At 39.6% G+C, this 19,019-nt stretch carries 18 protein-coding genes; 17 read left to right on the top strand and 1 reads right to left on the bottom strand.

The features are described from left to right. Positions 1 to 4: 4 nt before the first annotated feature. From F928_RS12985 to F928_RS12915, 15 genes are all read left to right on the top strand, one after another. Positions 5 to 3,025, top strand: coding sequence for a BNR-4 repeat-containing protein (locus F928_RS12985; RefSeq protein WP_005076051.1), 3,021 nt, complete (start codon positions 5 to 7; stop codon positions 3,023 to 3,025). Between the two features lie 11 nt (positions 3,026 to 3,036). Continuing rightward, a complete protein-coding gene (locus tag F928_RS12980; protein WP_005076049.1) occupies positions 3,037 to 3,846 on the top strand; it encodes a phage tail sheath C-terminal domain-containing protein in 810 nt (269 codons plus the stop codon). A 128-nt stretch (positions 3,847 to 3,974) separates the two neighbouring features. Continuing rightward, a complete protein-coding gene (locus F928_RS12975; RefSeq protein ID WP_005076046.1) occupies positions 3,975 to 4,352 on the top strand; it encodes a hypothetical protein in 378 nt (125 codons plus the stop codon). Positions 4,353 to 4,363: 11 nt separating this feature from the next. Then, a complete protein-coding gene (locus tag F928_RS12970) occupies positions 4,364 to 4,699 on the top strand; it encodes a hypothetical protein (protein ID WP_005076044.1) in 336 nt (111 codons plus the stop codon). A gap of 218 nt (positions 4,700 to 4,917) precedes the next feature. Beyond that, positions 4,918 to 6,996 (top strand): hypothetical protein, encoded by a 2,079-nt coding sequence (locus F928_RS12965; RefSeq protein WP_005076043.1) that lies wholly within the window; start codon positions 4,918 to 4,920, stop codon positions 6,994 to 6,996. A 79-nt stretch (positions 6,997 to 7,075) separates the two neighbouring features. Beyond that, entirely contained in the window at positions 7,076 to 8,251 is a 1,176-nt protein-coding gene (locus F928_RS12960; protein ID WP_005076041.1) for a DNA circularization protein, read from the top strand. Further along, on the top strand, positions 8,241 to 9,296 hold the full coding sequence (locus F928_RS12955; RefSeq protein ID WP_005076039.1) for a phage baseplate assembly protein: 1,056 nt from the start codon (positions 8,241 to 8,243) through the stop codon (positions 9,294 to 9,296). The genes F928_RS12960 and F928_RS12955 overlap by 11 nt, the downstream gene beginning before the upstream one ends. Next, positions 9,293 to 9,778: a phage baseplate assembly protein domain-containing protein gene (locus F928_RS12950; protein ID WP_005076037.1), complete on the top strand. Its 486-nt coding sequence runs from the start codon at positions 9,293 to 9,295 to the stop codon at positions 9,776 to 9,778. Before F928_RS12955 ends, F928_RS12950 begins: the two co-directional genes overlap by 4 nt. Positions 9,779 to 9,785: 7 nt before the next feature. After that, entirely contained in the window at positions 9,786 to 10,148 is a 363-nt protein-coding gene (locus F928_RS12945; RefSeq protein ID WP_005076035.1) for a phage GP46 family protein, read from the top strand. 3 nt (positions 10,149 to 10,151) lie between these two features. Next, positions 10,152 to 11,204 (top strand): baseplate J/gp47 family protein, encoded by a 1,053-nt coding sequence (locus tag F928_RS12940; protein ID WP_002122207.1) that lies wholly within the window; start codon positions 10,152 to 10,154, stop codon positions 11,202 to 11,204. Then, positions 11,194 to 11,733, top strand: coding sequence for a putative phage tail protein (locus tag F928_RS12935; RefSeq protein WP_002122282.1), 540 nt, complete (start codon positions 11,194 to 11,196; stop codon positions 11,731 to 11,733). The genes F928_RS12940 and F928_RS12935 overlap by 11 nt, the downstream gene beginning before the upstream one ends. After that, positions 11,730 to 13,268 (top strand): hypothetical protein, encoded by a 1,539-nt coding sequence (locus F928_RS12930; protein ID WP_005076032.1) that lies wholly within the window; start codon positions 11,730 to 11,732, stop codon positions 13,266 to 13,268. The genes F928_RS12935 and F928_RS12930 overlap by 4 nt, the downstream gene beginning before the upstream one ends. 170 nt (positions 13,269 to 13,438) lie before the next feature. Next, complete coding sequence (gene entA / locus F928_RS12925) at positions 13,439 to 14,209, top strand: SDR family oxidoreductase (protein ID WP_002113769.1); 771 nt, start codon at positions 13,439 to 13,441, stop codon at positions 14,207 to 14,209. 68 nt (positions 14,210 to 14,277) lie between these two features. Beyond that, a complete protein-coding gene (gene dhbB, locus F928_RS12920; protein WP_002113807.1) occupies positions 14,278 to 14,940 on the top strand; it encodes an isochorismatase family protein in 663 nt (220 codons plus the stop codon). A 503-nt stretch (positions 14,941 to 15,443) separates the two neighbouring features. Further along, positions 15,444 to 15,845, top strand: a complete 402-nt coding sequence (locus tag F928_RS12915) for a transcriptional repressor (protein WP_005076029.1) — start codon at positions 15,444 to 15,446, stop codon at positions 15,843 to 15,845. A 67-nt stretch (positions 15,846 to 15,912) separates the two neighbouring features. On the opposite strand, the gene F928_RS12910 is transcribed toward F928_RS12915, so the two are convergent. After that, positions 15,913 to 17,703: a bifunctional metallophosphatase/5'-nucleotidase gene (locus F928_RS12910; RefSeq protein WP_005076028.1), complete on the bottom strand. Its 1,791-nt coding sequence runs from the start codon at positions 17,701 to 17,703 to the stop codon at positions 15,913 to 15,915. 247 nt (positions 17,704 to 17,950) lie between these two features. On the opposite strand from F928_RS12910, the gene pqqA reads away from it, so the two are divergent. Together pqqA and pqqB are read left to right on the top strand one after the other, a co-directional pair. Continuing rightward, entirely contained in the window at positions 17,951 to 18,025 is a 75-nt protein-coding gene (gene pqqA / locus F928_RS22020) for a pyrroloquinoline quinone precursor peptide PqqA (RefSeq protein ID WP_001982218.1), read from the top strand. 74 nt (positions 18,026 to 18,099) lie between these two features. Then, a complete protein-coding gene (gene pqqB / locus F928_RS12905; RefSeq protein ID WP_002113742.1) occupies positions 18,100 to 19,011 on the top strand; it encodes a pyrroloquinoline quinone biosynthesis protein PqqB in 912 nt (303 codons plus the stop codon). Positions 19,012 to 19,019: the final 8 nt, after the last annotated feature.

Here is a 19,019-nt window from a genome sequence, read left to right as displayed (position 1 = left end):
AGGTATGGCTCAACAAACAATCATCATTGACGTACCCGGAACTCCTATTAGTGAGCTTGAACAAACTTCAAGTGTTTCTCTTATTGATGTCATGCCAGTTGTTCAAGATGGAGAAACAAAAAAAGCTCCATTAGAGCAAGTGTCTGATCTTGTTAAGGCTGGACTCGGTTCTGCTGCATTAAAAAATGAGGAAGATTTTGCAACACCCGATACTGTTTTATCAGTAGCACAAGCGAGTCAGTTGCGTGATGATGCACAGAATGAACGTATTGATGAGATTGAGTTTAAAACGACTCTAGCTCAGAGCGGCTATGAGGCTTCATTTGATAGTTATGCCGCAATGCTTGCTTATACACCTTCAAAGCCTAATGTTTCTGTCCGTGTGAATGCTGATCCAGATTCAACAAAAGTTGGTACATATACATGGACTGGTACAGAGTATAAAAAAGGTACTGATTTACTAGCAGTTGCAAATCAAAATGCAATTGAATTAGTTGAATCAAAAAAAGATGCAGCTGATGGATTCGTAACTACTCTATCTTTTAATCTGGGTAAAGGTTTGCCTCAAGATGTGACGGATTCCGTCGAAAAAATCAACGGGCTTGTTTATAACTATAATGGCTCAGTTGAAAGTACAACGGCAACAGCTTGGGATGCTTTCTTTATTCCAGTTAAAGCTGGTGATGTGGTTGACGTTTCGGGTTGGTACGGCTCGGGCGGTACGGAGCTACAGGGTTTACTACTACAGTTTGATGCAAATAAGACTTTCATTGGTTCTTTATTTAATTTGGCATCTGTCGGTACTGTTAAACCATATACCCGTATTGCAACTGCAACTCACGATGGCTTTATTTATATGCGTCATCGCAAAGATGCTGGCCCTGCAAAAATCCTTTTAACTGCTCAATCAAATGGTTATGCAGTTAAAGAAGATATTGATGCTGTATTATTGAATAATGAACAGGATGTTACTCATAAATACAGACCAGCTGGTTATTTCGTAATAAATCCCGATCATTCTATCGCTTATTCAAACAACTGGCTTGCATTCTATATCCCTGTTAAAGCAGGTGATGTAGTGCGATTGACTGGGAAACTTGGGAACGCAACATCAACTGATCCTGTGCCTCATCTGGGTCAAACTGATGCTAATAAGAATCTTGTCGATTTCGTAGGTTGGTCAGAAAATCGGACACGATATACAGGAACTGTGGTTGGTACTGCAACACAAGATGGTTTCATGTATGTACGTGTTTTTTATACCATCGGTGTTGATGACTATAAAATTGAACTATTACCGAAAAATCGTCAACTCAATAACAAAAGCTTTAAGCGTTTTGCTACAGCTGAAGAAGTTCGTGAATTACGTGACGCACTGAATGCGACTGGTAAATTAAATATTATCGATGAATGTTTTATCTTTCCTGACCGCATTATGAAACCTGATGGACAAGTTCTTACTGCGTCATCTTATGGAATTGTATATGCTGCATTTGCTCCAGTTAAAGCTGGGGATGTAATTCAATTAAATGCACGTATGGGGTCAGGATCTGCTGAAACAATTGCGTATATTAACCAGCTAGATGAAAATTTAAATTTCATTTCAAATTTAAATTCATACGTATCAACTGGGTCAAATGTCATTGTCGCTGGTGAGGCTGTTGTAACAGCTACTCATGATGGCTTTTTATATCTTCGAATTGACTTGCGAAGTCCGTATGCAATTTATCGATTAACTGATGCTAAGAGCCAAGTTGTTGACACAAGCTCTTCAGTAGTTACTACAGCGATTCTTGAGAAATTGCCTGTACGCGCCGACAATCGCAATGGTTATAACTTTGCACCATTCTCACAAAACACAATCATTTCTCAAGATAATAAGCAGTATGTGATTGTTGTAGATGAAAATCGGAATCCGATTATTCTACAACGTAATGTGGGTGATTTAAGCTGGAATACATTTAATTTAGGTACATTGGAAGGAAATCCATTTGCTGTACCAAATGCATTAGATGGGCATAATAACTATGCTGTAACTGTGACAAAAGATGGCTACATCATTGTCACAGGCAATCACCATGGTCATCCATGCCGCGCCACAATCACGACAAATCCACATGATATTTCAACATGGCGTCAAATTAAATATACGCTATCAAATGCTGTCACTTATCCTCGTTTTGTGCGATATCACGATGGGACGACCCTAGCTTTCTGGCGTGAAGGTGCTAGTGGTAATGGCGCTTACTACACTTGTACATTTAATGATACAACGCTTGAATTCAATGAAAAGAAACTGATCATTGATGCAACAAACTCAAATCCGTATGAGCAATTTATTGGCATCGGACTAGACGGCTCATTGCATTTGTGCTGGGGATATCGCCAGTTATCGAGTTCTGCGAACACAAATTACGGCATGTTCTATGCGAAAAGTATGGACATGGGTGAAACATGGACATCTGCTGACGGTACAAAAACTTTTCCTGCTCCTCTCACCGAAACGAATAGCGAGAAAATTTTTAATGCTCCTCAAAATTCAGGTTACGTAAATCAAAATGGCGGGTGTTGTGATTTAAACAGTCATTATCACACTGTCATTTTTCAATATGACGCGAACAATAAGACACAAATCGTACACATCTGGTTTAACGGAACTGAATGGGACAGTGAAACAGTCAGTGATTTTGATTTTTACTACGACTTATCTGGTCCAGTTACAACAAACGAAATCAGCAGACCTTTGATTGGTTGTTCGGTGTCAGGAAAGATTTTTGTTGTTTATCACACGTCAAATATGAACCGTGAAAACGATATTCGAATTATTGATGTCACAACAAAGAATCGTCCGAAAGATTCATGTCTTGCAAAATTTAATACGTATTTGCTGGAGCTTACGTTTAATCCAGACTACATGCTGTTAGATAACGAGTTAGTCATGCTTGCATCAAAAGGCACAGGTGGTAGTAGTGCAGATGCTTTTGCTAACCAACCAATGTATTTACTTACAGCGCCATTACCTTAAGGAACAACATCATGACTCTTCAAAATACACTTGATACAATCAAACCACTCGGTCACACCATCATTGCCGTATCATCTCCTCCAGCAGCTGGAGCTGATACAACTGCATGGATCGACCACTTAACATCTGTCAGCGACTCAATTGAACAACGTCCAGCAATTCTAGTTGTACCTTTTTCAGATATTGAAGCAGCTGAAGCTTTTGCGGCACAAGCTCCAGTAAAAACCAATTATCGTGTGATCTGCCCTTGCTATCATGGTGCAACTGGTCAAGAACCTGAAATTGCCGCAGCAATCGCAGCAGCTTTAGCCGATTCTAACGACCCGGCATTGCCATTCAATGGTGTCAACTTAGGTGGTCTTACACCTGTTGCTGATGAGTTCAAGCTAACGTTTGAACGTATGGAAGCAGCAATGAATAAAGGCGTTTGTATGATCGAAACGGGTGCAGACGGTAAACCGGAAATTGTTCGTGCCATTTCGACTTATCGTATGAACCCGGATTCTGGTGAGTCTGACGATCTTATGCTTGATATTAACTGTGTATTGATTGTTGACTACACACGTAAAGTCGTGCGTCAGGACCTTAAAAAAGAACGTCGTCGTAAAAACACGGCTGCTCAACGCCGCAATATTAAATCTATTATTTCAGCCCGTTTGATTCAGCTTGAAGATGCTGAGATTCTTGAAAATGTGCGTGAAAGTCTAGATGAGATTGTTGTGACTCCGGATGCAACAGATCAGTACCGTGTTAATGTGAAAGCCCCAACTCATTTAGTACGTGGTATGCATGTCATTGGGACTACGCTTGATATCTATTGATTCACCTAGATCAGATCATACAAGACCGCTTAGTGCGGTCTTTTTTATTATTAGGCGGAAGTATTTCCGCCTGATCTTATTTAAATAGTTATTTGACAATGGGTCATCTTAAAAAAGAGTGTTGAACAATGTCTGAAGATGCAGTTGGTGCAATCGTCATGAGCTTTAACGGGCTTGATTATGACGTTGCTCGTTTTACATCATCAATTACTACGGGCAATCGCCCAGTCCCAACAATGAACCGAAAACAACGGGTGAAGTATAAATCAAAAGGAATCACAACCTATCAGTTGACGGCCTCAGTTGTAATTCCGAATGGAAAGGACACAGTTAATTGGTTGGCAGTTGAAGATGGTCGTCTTTCTGTTGAATCGCCTGATGGTAATTACCGTGAAACCTTTATTGATTGTAACGTGCAGTCAATTAGTAAGTCATATGAAGTAAATGGTGAAACCATGCGTGACTTGGAAATGTTCTGCTTAGATTATCTTGATGAAACACTATAGGTGTATGAAAAATGAGTGAAATTAAAGGTACTTTGCCCAAAGCTTTGAAAAAGTTAGTTGGTCAAACCGATATTAAAAGTCGAAATATTGTGATGCGCCAACCAACTGCAATTGAGTATCTTGAAGCCCAAGCAAAAATTGGAATTGGACAATTTGTTCATATTGCTGATTTGGCAGCGATGACTAAACTTGTTGATGATGAAGGTAATGAGCATGAAATCACTTATGACATGCTTGGCCATTCATCGCGTGCAAATTTGAAATATCTTGAAGGCTTACGTGATGCCTTAGATGCAAAGGAAGCAGCCGAGAGTTCCGAGCAAGAGCAAGAATCATCAGAAGACTGATAGATATTGGTATTCCCCCCGATCAAGCGTTGAATATCCCGCTTGATCTGGCTGTGGCCTTACTCAGTGATGAGCGGCTTGATAATACTCATCAACAAAATACACCCAAATCACAATCATCTGTCACCACTCAAACCCAATCAAACGGGTCTAGTTCAACAGTGACAAAAACTTATGTGACTAATGTCCGCAGACATTCAAAACCCAAGGGCTAAGCTATGAGCGGAAGCAACTCTACAGTTTCTTTGACATTGCAGATTAAAGGCCAGCAAGCTGCACAAGAGATGAAACGCATTTCTGACCAGCAAATTCAAGCCACCACTAAAATTAATACGCAATGGACACAGGTTGCCTCTGCTCAAGCTAAGTTTGTAAATACAGCTAAAGTTGGTACACGTGAGACTTTGAATACTGCCCGCGCAGGGGATCAATTACTACGTACAAACAAGATGCTTGAGGGGGTTTTACGTCAACAATCAATTCAGACAAAACTTCAAAGCCAGCTTTTAAAACAACAGGTTGGTTCAGCACAACAGTTAGCAAACTGGTCAAAGCAGGTTGAACAATCTAGTAAGCGTACACACCAATCAACTCAGCAGACAATGTCATTGTGGCAGAAAGTTTCAACCATTGGTGGAGCTGCAATTGGGGCTGGCTATGCTCTACAGCAACCCATTAAACGTACTGTGGATTATGACCGCGATTTGCATTATGCAGCTCAAAAACTATCAGATTCACCAACTGATTGGAATAGCACCAAAGATTGGATGAATAAGATTGTTGTAGGAAATGCGATTAATGGCGGTGTTGATCGTGATCAATCATTCCTCGCAATGGATGCATTAATTGCTAATGGTGCTTACAACGATAACGATCTTCAGAAAATGAAATCAAACCTAGCACGGGCACATTTTGAGGCTGGTAAGTCAGCACTTGCTTCAGGAGGTGATATTCTTGATTTTGCTCAAGTTGGTGTGGCTGCTAAATCTCGTAATCTGAATGAGTCTAAAGTTCAAGCTATGGTCATTAAAGCAGACGATTTAGGAGCAATGAGTGCAAAAGATATCGCAAAAGCTTTACCAGCGCAGCTTGGAAAGCTCTCTGTTGATAAGGTAAATAGTGAACGTGCTGTTGCTCAACTCATTGCTTTAAATGAGATTGCGATGAAAACTGCTGGTACCTCTGGTGAAGCTGACACCAACGTCCAAAACTTTCTAGGGAAAATGTATTCATCAGATACTATTGAGCGTCTAAAAAAGAAACAAAGTATAAATTTACCAGATCGTTATGCAGCAGGAAAAAATAATGGCAAAACAGATTTTGATGTTTTTTATGATGTTGCTGATGAAATCTTAGCTAAAGATAAGAGAATGCAAGCTATTGTAAAAAAAATGGTTGCAGCGAAAAATGATGCACAGGCTCAAGCAATATTAGAAACACAACAAGGTATTTATGAACAATCTGGTTTAGCTGCTATCTTGCCTGATCAACAATCTCTAATGACACTTGTTGCCATTAAGCGATATAAAAAACAATGGGATGAAATGACAGATACGGCCCTTACTAAGGGGGAACAAACCAGAGACCTTAAATATAATTACAATAAAACTGAATTAGCATCGGTTGGCATTAACTCCTTTGACGTTACAAGAAAAAATGCCGAATATCAGACTTTACAGGATTCAACTAAGCTGCTTGGAGATATGGGCCAGAAAGTCACTGAGATAACTAACAAATACCCGCAGTTAATTACTGCAATGGGTGCAACTGAATTAGCTTTGAAAGCTCTTGCAGTTGCAGCTGGTGGTGCTGCTTTGGGTCAAATTGTTGGCGGTAAAGGTGTGGTGGGTGCAGCTAGTGCTGGGGCAGCTGGTACAGCTACAAAAGCTATTGGGGGAGCATCTGCTGTTGGAGGGGTTGCAGCTGCTTATGCTGGCTCACAATTAATTAAACCCATTGATGATGCAGGATATAACCTTGTCAGCGGGCTTTTAGCAAAAATTGGTATTGGTTCAGGTGGAGAAAGTCCTGACTTTGTTCAACAAGCCATTGAGCAAAGCAAAGCCCAGCAAGCTTCAGCTGAAGAAAAAAGTAGCCAATTAATTGCTGAACAGCAGAAACAAAATCAATTGAGTCAAGAGATGATCAATAAGATCAATACATTAATTAATGTCACCGGGCAGAACAAAACTATTAATTTTAGTGGTGGTCTATTGGGAGCGATTTCTGAAAATGCAGCTGCTGAAGAAAAACGCCACGGTGCTTCAAATGTTCCTTTTTACCTACAACGGCACTAAATTAAGCGGAAGCGTTTCCGCCTGATATAAAAGTCTGATATTTCACATCATAACCTCACAATAGTGAGGTTATTTTTTCATGGGCTGGGATACAGATTTACAAGATGCAAGTTTTCGTGGTGTGCAGTTTGAATGCACATCCACCAAAGATACTGCGCCTAAAACTCTAGCTATCAAGCAGGCTCCATATTCAGATGAAGCTGAAATTGAAGATATGGGAAGTGACCCACGTCGAATTTCAATACAAGCGGTTTTTACTGGACCTGACTATTTAACTTGGGTTAATGCTTTAGAAGCAGCATTAAGTGCGACTGGTCCGGGTGAACTCATACATCCTGTCTTTGGTGTACAGCAAGTTCAAGTTGTTAATCATGAAATTGATCATGAGGCAACAACACCTGACTTCTGTACGATGTCGATTGAGTTTATCAAGGCAAAAGCTGAAAAACGTGAGCTGTTTGTACCTGTTGCTGTTCCTGAGAAAATTGCTACCACAACAATTATTGATGCTCCAGCTTCAGCATTGGAAAGTGCGCTAGAAAAACTCAAAATTGGCGACACTGATAAGTTATTTAATACAGTTAATACGATTCGCAACGGTATCGATCAGGCACGTAATTATTTAGGTGTTGCAAAACAAGCAATTGAGGATGTTTTATCACCTGCCGATTGGATTGTTGGGTTGGTTGATGACGTCACCAAGCTTGTGACCTTTGATACCAATATTTCAGCTTTATCGAAATGGCGTGATGTTGTTCATCGAGTTGAGCGTTTTGAAAACCTTTTTCAAAATGATGATACCTCTCCGGAGTTACAACGAGTTTGGCGCTCAACACTTGCTGCTAGCCAAGTGGCTATTGCACAGCAAGTTGTTGCAACTACACGTACAGAAATGGCAAACAACCAAGAAATCAGCTTTACACCAGTTGATTTAGCACTTGTACGTAAAAAAACACGTGAAGTACTTCAGCAAGCTATCCGTGAAGAACGTGCCATTAATACGTTTGAAAGCATCACCCAAATTCAGGTCTACAAAGACGTTGCTGCTCAGATTCAGGATCAAATCCAAGAACTTATTGAAACACGTCCCCCAATTACAGAAACTCAAATTCCAGTGCCTTGCACACTGCATTGGCTTGCACACTATTTATATGGTGATATGAGCCGTGCAGATGAAATTAGACGCTTAAACCCTGATTTGATTAACCCTGCTGCATTGCAGGTCGGCATGGAGCTAACCATCTATGCAAGATAATCAGGGTAATGAAATTCGCCTAGTGATTGCTGGCCTTGAAGCTAAAGGTTGGGATCAGGTTGAAATTGACAGTCAGATTGATACACCAGCAGAAAACTGGAGCTTTACGCTATTTGAAACTGGTGGGCAAGCCTTAAATCCTGCCATTAAAGGTGGGGCAAAAGTACAAGCTTATTATTCTAATCAACTCATTTTAACTGCTGTTGTAGATCGTATTTCTGAAGCTGTAAGCCGTGATGGTTATGGCCTACAGGTTTCTGGCCGTGACCTCGTTGGACAATTAATTGATTGCTCTGTGCCTATTTTCAATGGTCGTCAAATCACACTTGAAGAGTTGGTAGGTCGCTATGTATTAGGCGGTGACTTAGGTTCACTGTTTCAAGATGTCCGTATTCAGGATAATGCATGGCTAAAGAATAAAGTCTCTGTTGAGCCGGGTGAATCGCTATGGGATTCATTGACCAAGGCAGCACAAATCACTGGACAACATGTCTGGCTTGATCCAGACGGGACTTTGCAAATCGGTGACCCTTTTGCAAACCCATATCATGTGCAAACCCCATTGCGCCTGATGCGCCCTTTAAACAACAGCAATAACGTTTTAAGTCTTCAGTATGACAACGACGTTTCTAATGTCTTTAGCCATATCAAGGTTTTGAGCCAAGACGGCAACGCAAACTCAATATTATCTGAAACCACAGCTCAAACACAGTATGCCTATAACCGTTTGAAAATAGTCACTTTGGGCGATGTGGAAACTGAAGCTGAGGCAAATGCAGCATTAGAAAAAATCAAAAAAGACAACGACCTTGAAGCACATACGCTGACCGCAACCGTTTCTGGCTGGATGATTGACGGGAAACTTTGGTCCACAGGCTGGTATATCAATTTAGAAACCAATGTTTTATCAAGAGCGACAGCCAAATGGGCTGTTTATGGTCGCACGTTTCAGCTTGACCGTAAGAATGGAAAAACAACAAAACTTCTTCTGAAGCGTCAGGGTGATTGGGCAAATCCACTGGTACTGAAGGAGAAAAAATCATGATGAAAGCTGTAGCAGCACAGATAAATAAGGCAATGAAACAAATCCGGCAACCACTGTTCGCCCTGGTCGCACGTGGTGGCTCAAAAGTATTGCAGTTAAAAGGATTTGCCGATGAAACACTGCAAGAAGTTGAGCTTTTTCAGCAAGTCGGCTTCAACTCACACATTCCTGAAGGTGCCCGTGTTGTCGTCATCCCTTTGCATGGCAAGACTTCCCGTTCAATTGTTGTTGCAACGACTGGTGGAGCTGTTGTTGTCAACGTGAATGAAGGTGAAACCTGCGTTTATGACCAATTTGGACACAGCCTTTTGCTTAAAGAAGATGGTACGCATATCACTGCTGGTGACCTTTTTGTTGATGACGGTGATTTGCATGTGAGGAATGGTCAAGTCTTTGACCAGAAAGGCTCAATGCAGGAAATGCGCGATATTTATAACAAACACAAACACGGTAATACACCGACTCCAACTGAAGAAATGTAGGTGAATCATGGCGAATATTGATTTAAAAACGAAAGATTATGTGTTGATGAGCCTTGATGCTGCATTTAGCAAGGATGAGGTACAAGCAATTTGTCAGAGATTAAACATCCATCGGCGTAAGTACTGGGCGAATTCTAAAATTGGCAGCCGTTTTTATACGTTGAGACGCTCAAAAGATGTTTCTCGTACTATTCAAACAGTTAAGCAATATGCTGAAGAAGCCTTAGAAGGCTTGGTGCCGAATCGGTTTTCTTCAATTTTGGTAAATGCTTATCAGACAGTTAAAAGTCAGGTGGACCTAAATATTGAAGTTACACAGCTGTCAGGTCAAAAGCAAACAATCCTTTATTTTGTTAAGGTTGGAGGCTAAACAATGGCATATCCGATCAAGACATTTGACCAATTGCGCTCTGATATCATCCAAGAAATCCAGAATTTAACTGGATTAACACTAGATGATGAAGATGATGCAGCCATTCGCGCAGATGGTGAAGCTGCTGTAGTTGAGGGCCTTTATCATCATCAAAGTTATATTCAAAAACAGCTTTTTGTTGCTACAGCTGATGAGCCTTTCCTTTATATACATGCAAAACGTTTGGAATGTCCACGTAATGGAGGCTCTAAGGCTTCAGGTCGTGTCATAGCCACATCAAATACTGCTGTAACCGTACCAGCTAGCACTAAAGTCACAGATGGTAAAGGTCATTACTGGCTAACTTTATATAAAGAGACACTTACAGCAAATAAGCCCAAAGAAATCCAAGTTATTGCTGAGTTTGAAGGTGTGAGCTGGAATTTCGACGGTGAGCAGCTGCTTTGGGTAAGCCCTTTACCCGGTGTTGCCGCTCAAGTGGATGTTGTTGAAATATCTGCTGGTGTTGATGTTGAAGACGTTGAAGCTTGGCGTCAGCGTATGATGAATAAAGAGGCTTTAGGTCTTGTACGTGATCGTCAGGCAGACCTTGAACGTATTGTGAAAGATGTGCCGGGTGTTGCTGATGTATTTATTTTTCCTAAACGTCGTGGCCTTGGCTCTTTAGATGTCGCAATCACAGCAGCTGGCAATCCACCGAACTCTCCAAGCTCTGCACTTTTAGCTTTAGTACAAACGGCACTGGACGAATATGCTGGATTTTGGGGCGATGTAAGAGCCTATGCACCAACAAAAGAATATTTGAATATCACTGCTGTATTCACTGGCTCTACAAGCGAAACAGAGGTTGAAAAAGTCATTCGTGATTATGTTGGTTTACTAAAGCCGGGTGAAACTTATGTTGCTTCAACACTAGTTAGCAGAATCAAAGATTTGCAAGGTCTAACAGACATTCAACTTACACCAGCAGTAAATCAAACACCTACTTTGAGCGTATTTACTACTGGCTGGCTACGGATCGGCACACTCACGGTGACTCGTCATGACCTTTGATCAAACAGTAGAGCTTTATGCTTCAGTACTTCGCCAATTGCTGCCAGCTGGCGGTTATGACACTTCACCCAAAGGTGTGGTCGCAAAAGATGTATACGCTCATGCAAAAGTACTTGCACAAGCTGATGTTGATGCAAAGCGTATTTTAACTACGTTGGAATGTATTCCTGAAGAATTGCTAAATGAGTATGAAGCAGCTCTAGGACTCCCGCTGAAATGTTCGGTCAATGCCACTAAAACAATTGAAGAGCGTCTTCAGATTATTCAATGGATTCAACAAACCAAGAATGTTCTAAACCGTGCTTATCTGGAGCAGGTTTTAGCGATGTTTGGTGTTGAACTGATTAATCTTGTGAGATTTACGCCAATGCAATGTACAGAGCCATGCGACTCACCAGTTAATACAGAAAGCCTTCGCTATAAGGTCAAATTAATTCTAAAAGCTCCCGTACAAGCAAATATGGCTTGCATCATTGAGAACTATTTACCTGCTTATGTGAGATATGACATTGTTGAGGAACAACCATGAAACGAATTGATAGTGTAAACGCACGCCCAGATGTGAACGGAGCTGGTAAAGCTGGTTTCCATGCAAATGACGATGTACCCGGCCAAGATGCAACTTATCTCACTCCAGATTTTCTCAATACCGTACAAGAAGAACTGGCAAACCTACTTGAGCTTAGAGGTATTACTTTAAATCCAGAGAATCGTCGTCAACTATTTGATGCATTGGCAGGTAAAGATGACATAAATGCTGCTGTAGATCTTATTCAAACATTGCTTGATAATGAACGTAATGCGCGTATTAAAGCAGATCAAGATCACTTAGATGCGTTAAATCCACATCCGCAATATGTAATGAGAAAGGATTTTCGACTTCTATATAGGACGTTAACCCCTGAAACAACCGTAAATCCGAAGATTTATACGGATGATCCCCAAAACTGGCAGGTTAAGCATACAGTTGAGAATATCAGCGCTCACATCATGCCGAATGGAGTTATTAAACAGACTCTAAAGGTTAGAACGGTTTACGCAGACTATAATGCTCAGGTGTATCTACCAATTGGCATGTCTAATATCCTTAGTATTTCTGCCCAATATCAAGGACAGAAAGAAAATCCAAATGGTGAAGATGACACAACTATTCGCTTATTAGATACTTATAATGAAATAGTCCCATTAGAAGACGGCTTACAGGAATGTAGAACAGTCATCAACTTCCGTTTTGACTATGTAAGTCCAAATACACCGGGTCAACGCGAACGTTTTGCTTATTTAGAAGTTACTGGTTTTGGTGCTTCAAATACTGATCTTGAGAACTTAAACAGCTATCCTTATCCGTATTACAACAACCAGAATGATTTAGACGGTCAAGTTGTTTATATCGATCAGAATCTTACTAACGTAAGCTTACTTGAACTATTCATTCAGACTTACGGCGCGCCTACAGCGGCTACACGAGCTATTTTCGTTGTTTCAGCGAATGTCACTATTATAGCTGTCACTTCAGGAAGCTGGTTGGCTGGCTCTAGTCGTCAAATCATTAACTATGGTCATATATATGGTACTGGCGGTTCTGGTGGTTACTATGATGCTGATGTAGCTATGGTGGGTGATGGTGGTACAGCTATCATTGCACAGAATGACAGTAGTTTTATTGATGTACGTAACTATGGTTTGATTGCAGGCGGTGGCGGTGGCGGCGCAGCTGGTAAATCGCAATATTCAATTGGTGATCAAGAATACTATGCTGTTGGTGCAGGCGGTGGCGGTATTCCGCTGGGTACTGGTGGCAGTAACATCCGTCAAACTGCACCTGAAGGAAAGACTCTTGTAAACCTTGCTGGTACAACAGCAACATTATCTATTGTTGGCAATGGTGCAGATGGAACAGGTTTAGTAGCTGGTGATGGCGGCAACGTTGGTGAGAATGGTAAAGCTAGTGAATCAGACCTTGAAAACGGTATTGCTGGTTTAGCTGGGTTTATTTATCAAGGTAATGTTACGATCACAAATATTGGTGGTGGACAAGTGAAAGGCAGAACACCTTCTAATTGAAATAATTTTGCATAATGTGCAACGAGATGATGAGGCAATTATCTCAAAAAAAAGCCGAAATTATCTCGTCGCGCATCATAATCTTTTATTTTAATTTACTCTTGATAAGAATGATAATTATTTGCAATTATATTTATAGATTTCTTTATAATATAAATTGGAGTATCCACATGCGCTCTACCATCGTGGTCACAGGTGCTGCAAGAGGGATAGGAGCGGCTATTGCCAAGCAACTACTAGATCAGGGCTATCACGTTATTGGTATTGACCGACAAGAAAATCCTAAACAATGGGATATCAGCAAAACAATAACGCCAGATCAAACTTCACAATGGCAAGGCATCTCACAAGACATTACCCATCAACAAGAAACACAAACTTTAATTTCAGAGCTTTTAGAAAGATACGAAATTACGGGGTTAGTAAATGCAGCAGGAGTATTAATTATGCGCTCCATGCTTGAAGCCAAAACGGAAGATTGGGAAACACTTTTTGCGGTCAATGTCATGGCACCTATTGCGATTAGCCAACAAGTTGCTAAACATTTTTGTGCAAAAAGGCAGGGCAGTATTGTCACTATTAGTTCAAATAGTGCACGCATGCCGCGTATGCAACTTGGTATGTACGCCACCACTAAGGCCGCACTGAGTCATTTTTGTCGCAATCTGGCACTTGAAATTGCACCTTATCAAGTCAGGCTAAATATTGTTTCACCTGGATCTACTCTCACTCAAATGCAGCAACAACTCTGGACTGATAATACACCTCCACCTGCAGTAATTGATGGTGATTTGAGTCAGTACCGAACAGGTATTCCCTTAAGAAAACTCGCGCAACCAGATGATATTGCCAATACCGTGATCTTTTTACTTTCGGACCAAGCTGCCCAAATTACGATGCAAGAAATAGTGGTAGATGGGGGAGCGACACTTGGGGTTTAAAGATTACTTCAGCACAACAACCATCTGAAATTAAAAAATATTTTGAAAAATAGAAAAGGAAAATACTAATGAGTATTCCAAAGATTGCAAGTTACAGTATGCCCCAAGCCCATGAATTTACTCCCAACAAAACAAATTGGCCATTGCATACGAATCGAGCTGTTTTATTGGTTCATGATATGCAGCAATATTTTTTAGATTTCTATGACTTGACTCAGGAACCTATTCCAGAACTCATTAAAAATACCAAAGCATTAATTGACGCCGCTCATCAATCTAATATTCCCGTTGTTTATACAGCACAACCGGGTAATCAATCACCTGAACATCGACAGTTATTAACTGATTTTTGGGGACCTGGTTTAAAGAACGAGCCGAGCTTTACGCAGATTTTGCCAAAAATTTCACCTCAAAAAAATGATACGGTTCTTACCAAGTGGAGATATAGTGTTTTTAAATTTTCACCTCTCGAACAACTCATGCGGGAATCTGGTCGCGATCAACTAATTATCTGTGGGGTATATGCACATATTGGTTGTCTTATGAGTGCTGCTGAAGCTTTTATGCTAAACATCCAACCATTCTTATGTGGTGATGCATTAGCTGACTTTAGCCGAGAAGAGCACGATATGGCGTTAAAATATGCTAGTACACGATGTGCTCAAGTCATGACAACACAACAAGTGATTCATGCATGGATGCAAGAACAAGATGTACCATCCTTAGCATAATAGTCATTTAACTTATTCTATTTAAAATATAAAAAGCAGATCATCGATCTGCTTTTTATATGGGTGGAAATGAATACTTATAATAGAGAATTGATGCAACTCATCATCATTTAATCAGTAATATATAATGGTTATCATTATGTATTTGATAATTACTTAATATTGAATATTAAAACTTATATGTATATGATACACCGCTAAACATAAATGATAATATTTATCATGTGTTAATCATTATATAGAATAAGGTCGAAAAATGACTTAATGAAGAGGGTCGCAATATGGTTCAGCTCAAGAATTCTTTTATTCGCCAAGTGCGTACATGTAGATAGTGAATTAGGAATAATATTAAATTATTCAGAATCTTATAATCAGCTCAAAGCTTATTTATAGGGTAATAAGCTCTGATTTATACATCAAATCATTTCCATAATTTTCAAGTAAGTATAGACAAAATAATTTAAAAAATTTCTATATTTTTTCAACATTAAGGTTAATTAATCATGACAGCAACTTCAAAATCATTATTAAATGGACTACCCATAAAAAAATCAAGAATACAGGTTTTTGAAATTTTAAATCAAAATCCACAAGGCTTAAGTGCTGTGAGTATTTATACGCAAATTAAAAATGAACATAAAATAACGCTAGGAACGATTTATCGAATCTTGTCAGAATTTGAAAACCGTAAACTCATCAAAAGAGTATTCCTAGGGAAAAGCAAAAGTATTTATAAGCTTAGAAAAGACAAGATGAGTTGTAACCTTATTTCGCTCAAAACCTCTGAAGCATTGAACTTTGAAAATGACAAAGTTAAAGAATTACTTCATGAGGTTACGGATATTATTTTTGCAAATACTGGAGTCGATATCAGTAGTGTTGAGCTCAATCTATATACCGAATAAAAATCTTTTAAACTGCCATAGAAAATAAAGGACAGCATCATACTGTCCTTTATTCTCATTAAATCAGTTACTTGATAACTTTAATTCGAGTCGTAGCTGGAATAGTTAAAGGTGAATCTTTAGAGTTTTCAGCAACATAGTTTTCAAGCGCATCAATATCTTGACCACCACCGACACGGTTTTGGCCTTCTTTTAATACCGTAAAGTTGTCACCACCATCTGCCAAGAAGCTATTTACCGTCACGCGATACACTTTAGTGTCAACCAACGGTGAACCTGCAATCATAATGTTAGTTGCTCGTGGTGAAACAGATGTATTTGCTGCATATTGGTAACTCAACTCTTTAGACGGCTGTAAAATTCTAGGTGAATTTGCATTTGCACCAGACCATTGCTGTTCAAGCACATCTCTAATCTGTTTACCGGTTAAGCTCAACGTCACAATAGAGTTACCGAAAGGTTGAACCGCAAAAACATCACCAAAGGTAATCTGGTTACTACTATTAATCAGTAGATCCGCACGCACACCGCCTGGATTCATTAGCGTAAAATCTGAGCCTTGATTACTTGCTTTTAAGGCAGCCGCTTGCTGAGCATCGGCAATCATAATACCTAGCGGACTTTCACCACTTTCGACTTGAGTACGACTTATCACCGCTGTTGCAGTTCCAACCACACGACTTGAAATGGTAGTCACAGCTTGGCGGTATTTATCTAAGATTGCTTCAATGCTTGGAGTTTTACTAAATTTTTGATAGAGGTCTGTAAGACTTACCGTGGTTGTACCGGATGTATAGGCTTCACTTTGTACAGGAACCTGTTTCGCATCTTTTTTAATGACATCACCAGTTTTACCATCTAATTCAATCTTGATGTCAGTAATAAGCGTGCCATATTGTCCAGCTGAAGTAAGTAAGAATGGTTTAGCTGGATTTTTTGTCGCATAGTCACAAATATAAGATTGATGTGTGTGACCTGAAACAACAATATCAACTGCTGGATTAAGTTTATCCAAAATACCCAAAATTGGACCGCTTAAGCCATCACATGTTTTTTGATTGAGCTTGGTACTTGGCGCCGCACCTTCATGGACAACGACTACAATGGCTTCAATTCCTTGTTTTTTTAATTCAGGAATCAAGGCATTTACCGTATCTGCTTCATCACGGAACTCAACGTCTTTAATACCCGCCGCAGAAACAATACTTGGCGTCGCTTTAAGGGTTAAACCAATAAATGCAACTGGAATTCCACCATAAGTTTTGACTTTATAAGCAGGGAAGATTGTTTTACTGGTGTCGTTTTTCATTGCTACGTTAGCAGCGAGGAAATCAAATTTTGCACCACTAAAGTTTTTATTAATTTGACAAGGTACAGTGCTGGTATATTGCTGACATCCACCATTTTTTAAACGGCGTAATTCGTCTGTACCACGGTCAAATTCATGGTTACCTACAGCATTAAAGTCAATTTGAATATCATTCATGACTTCAATGGTTGGTTCATCTAAAAATAAAGAAGAGGTGAGAGGAGAAGCGCTAATTAAATCGCCTGCCGAAACCACAGCATTATTTGGATTCTCTGCTTTAAGTTTTTTAATCGCATCGGCGAAGTAACTCACTCCTCCTACAGGAATACGAACAGATTGAGCAGCATCATTTGGATTTGGTGCCTCGACATAACGCTTAGGTGGCTCAAGATTTCCGTGAAAGTCATTAAAAGCTAAAATATTTACGGTTTGATTGCTTCTTTGAGCAGGTGGTGCTGTGTCATTATCATCATCGTCATTACATCCCACCAATAATGCTACAGCCAGAGAAAGTGTTGTTACTTTAAAAAGTATTGTTAAATTTTTCATTTTTTATCATTTGATCAATTAAGACGCATAAAAAATACGCTTTTAGTGTGAATGTTTGATGAAACACCCAATAAGCAAATATGTTCGAAATATTAAAATTTGGACAAAAAACACAATTATCGAACAATATCTTAGCTAGGGGTGGTCTACAAACCCAATTTTTTTATTTAGAATAAATTTTTAATTGCCTTATAAATCTTAATCAAGTGATTCATTTCATAAGATTAATATGAACCGGAGATAATTTATGCAATGGACTAAACCAGCTTTTACTGATTTACGCATTGGTTTTGAAGTTACAATGTACTTTGAAGCACGTTAATCAGTTTCATCAAATATGTCATAAGCCCTAGTCTTGTTCTAGGGCTTATCTCTTTCTAATAAGATATTAATTTTATGTATATTTATGTTTTAGGTTCAGCTGCTGGAGGCGGGTTTCCGCAGTGGAATTGTAATTGCCCGAATTGTCATGGTGTGCGCACAGGTACAATCCAAGCCAAAGCCCGTACTCAATCATCGATTGCTGTTTCTGAAAATGGAACAGACTGGGTTTTATTAAACGCGTCACCTGACATCCGTCAGCAACTCTTCGAATTTAAAGCAGCGCAACCAGCGCGTAAATTGCGTGATACAGGAATAATAAGCGTTATTTTAATGGACAGTCAGTTAGACCATACCACTGGGCTTTTAACCTTACGTGAAGGTTGTCCAATGAATGTATGGTGTACAGAAATGGTCCACCAAGATTTAACGAACGGCTTTCCAGTATTTAATATGCTCAAACACTGGAATGGTGGTCTTCAATATCATGAGATTAACCCTAAACAAGCTTTTAAAATTGATGGTTTTGAAAATTTAGAATTTTTACCCTTAATTATTAAAAGTGCAGCTCCACCATATTCACCGCATCGAAATAACCCACATGATGGCGATAATATTGCTTTAATTATCAAAGATCATAAGACACAAAAACAGTTGTTCTATGCGCCGGGTCTTGGAAAAATTGACGATCAAATCATGCAGATTATGCAGAGTTCAGACTGTGTCATGATTGATGGTACGCTTTGGACAGACGATGAAATGCAACAAACAGGGGTTGGAACTAAAACTGGCCGCGAAATGGGGCATTTATATATTAGTGGCGAAGGTGGTTCACTGTCTTATTTAAACAAGCTGAGTACACCTAAAAAAGTGCTGATTCATATTAACAATACCAATCCAATTTTAAATGAAAACTCTAGTCAGTTTGCTGAGCTTAAAGCAAATGGCGTAGAAGTTGCCTATGACGGCATGCAGATTGAACTCTAAGGTGAAAC

This window comes from Acinetobacter pittii ATCC 19004 = CIP 70.29 (genome assembly GCF_000369045.1).
GTDB classification, from domain to species: domain Bacteria; phylum Pseudomonadota; class Gammaproteobacteria; order Pseudomonadales; family Moraxellaceae; genus Acinetobacter; species Acinetobacter pittii.
Note: the sequence above shows the minus strand (reverse complement) of the source record. Positions and strands in the feature narration are given on the sequence as shown.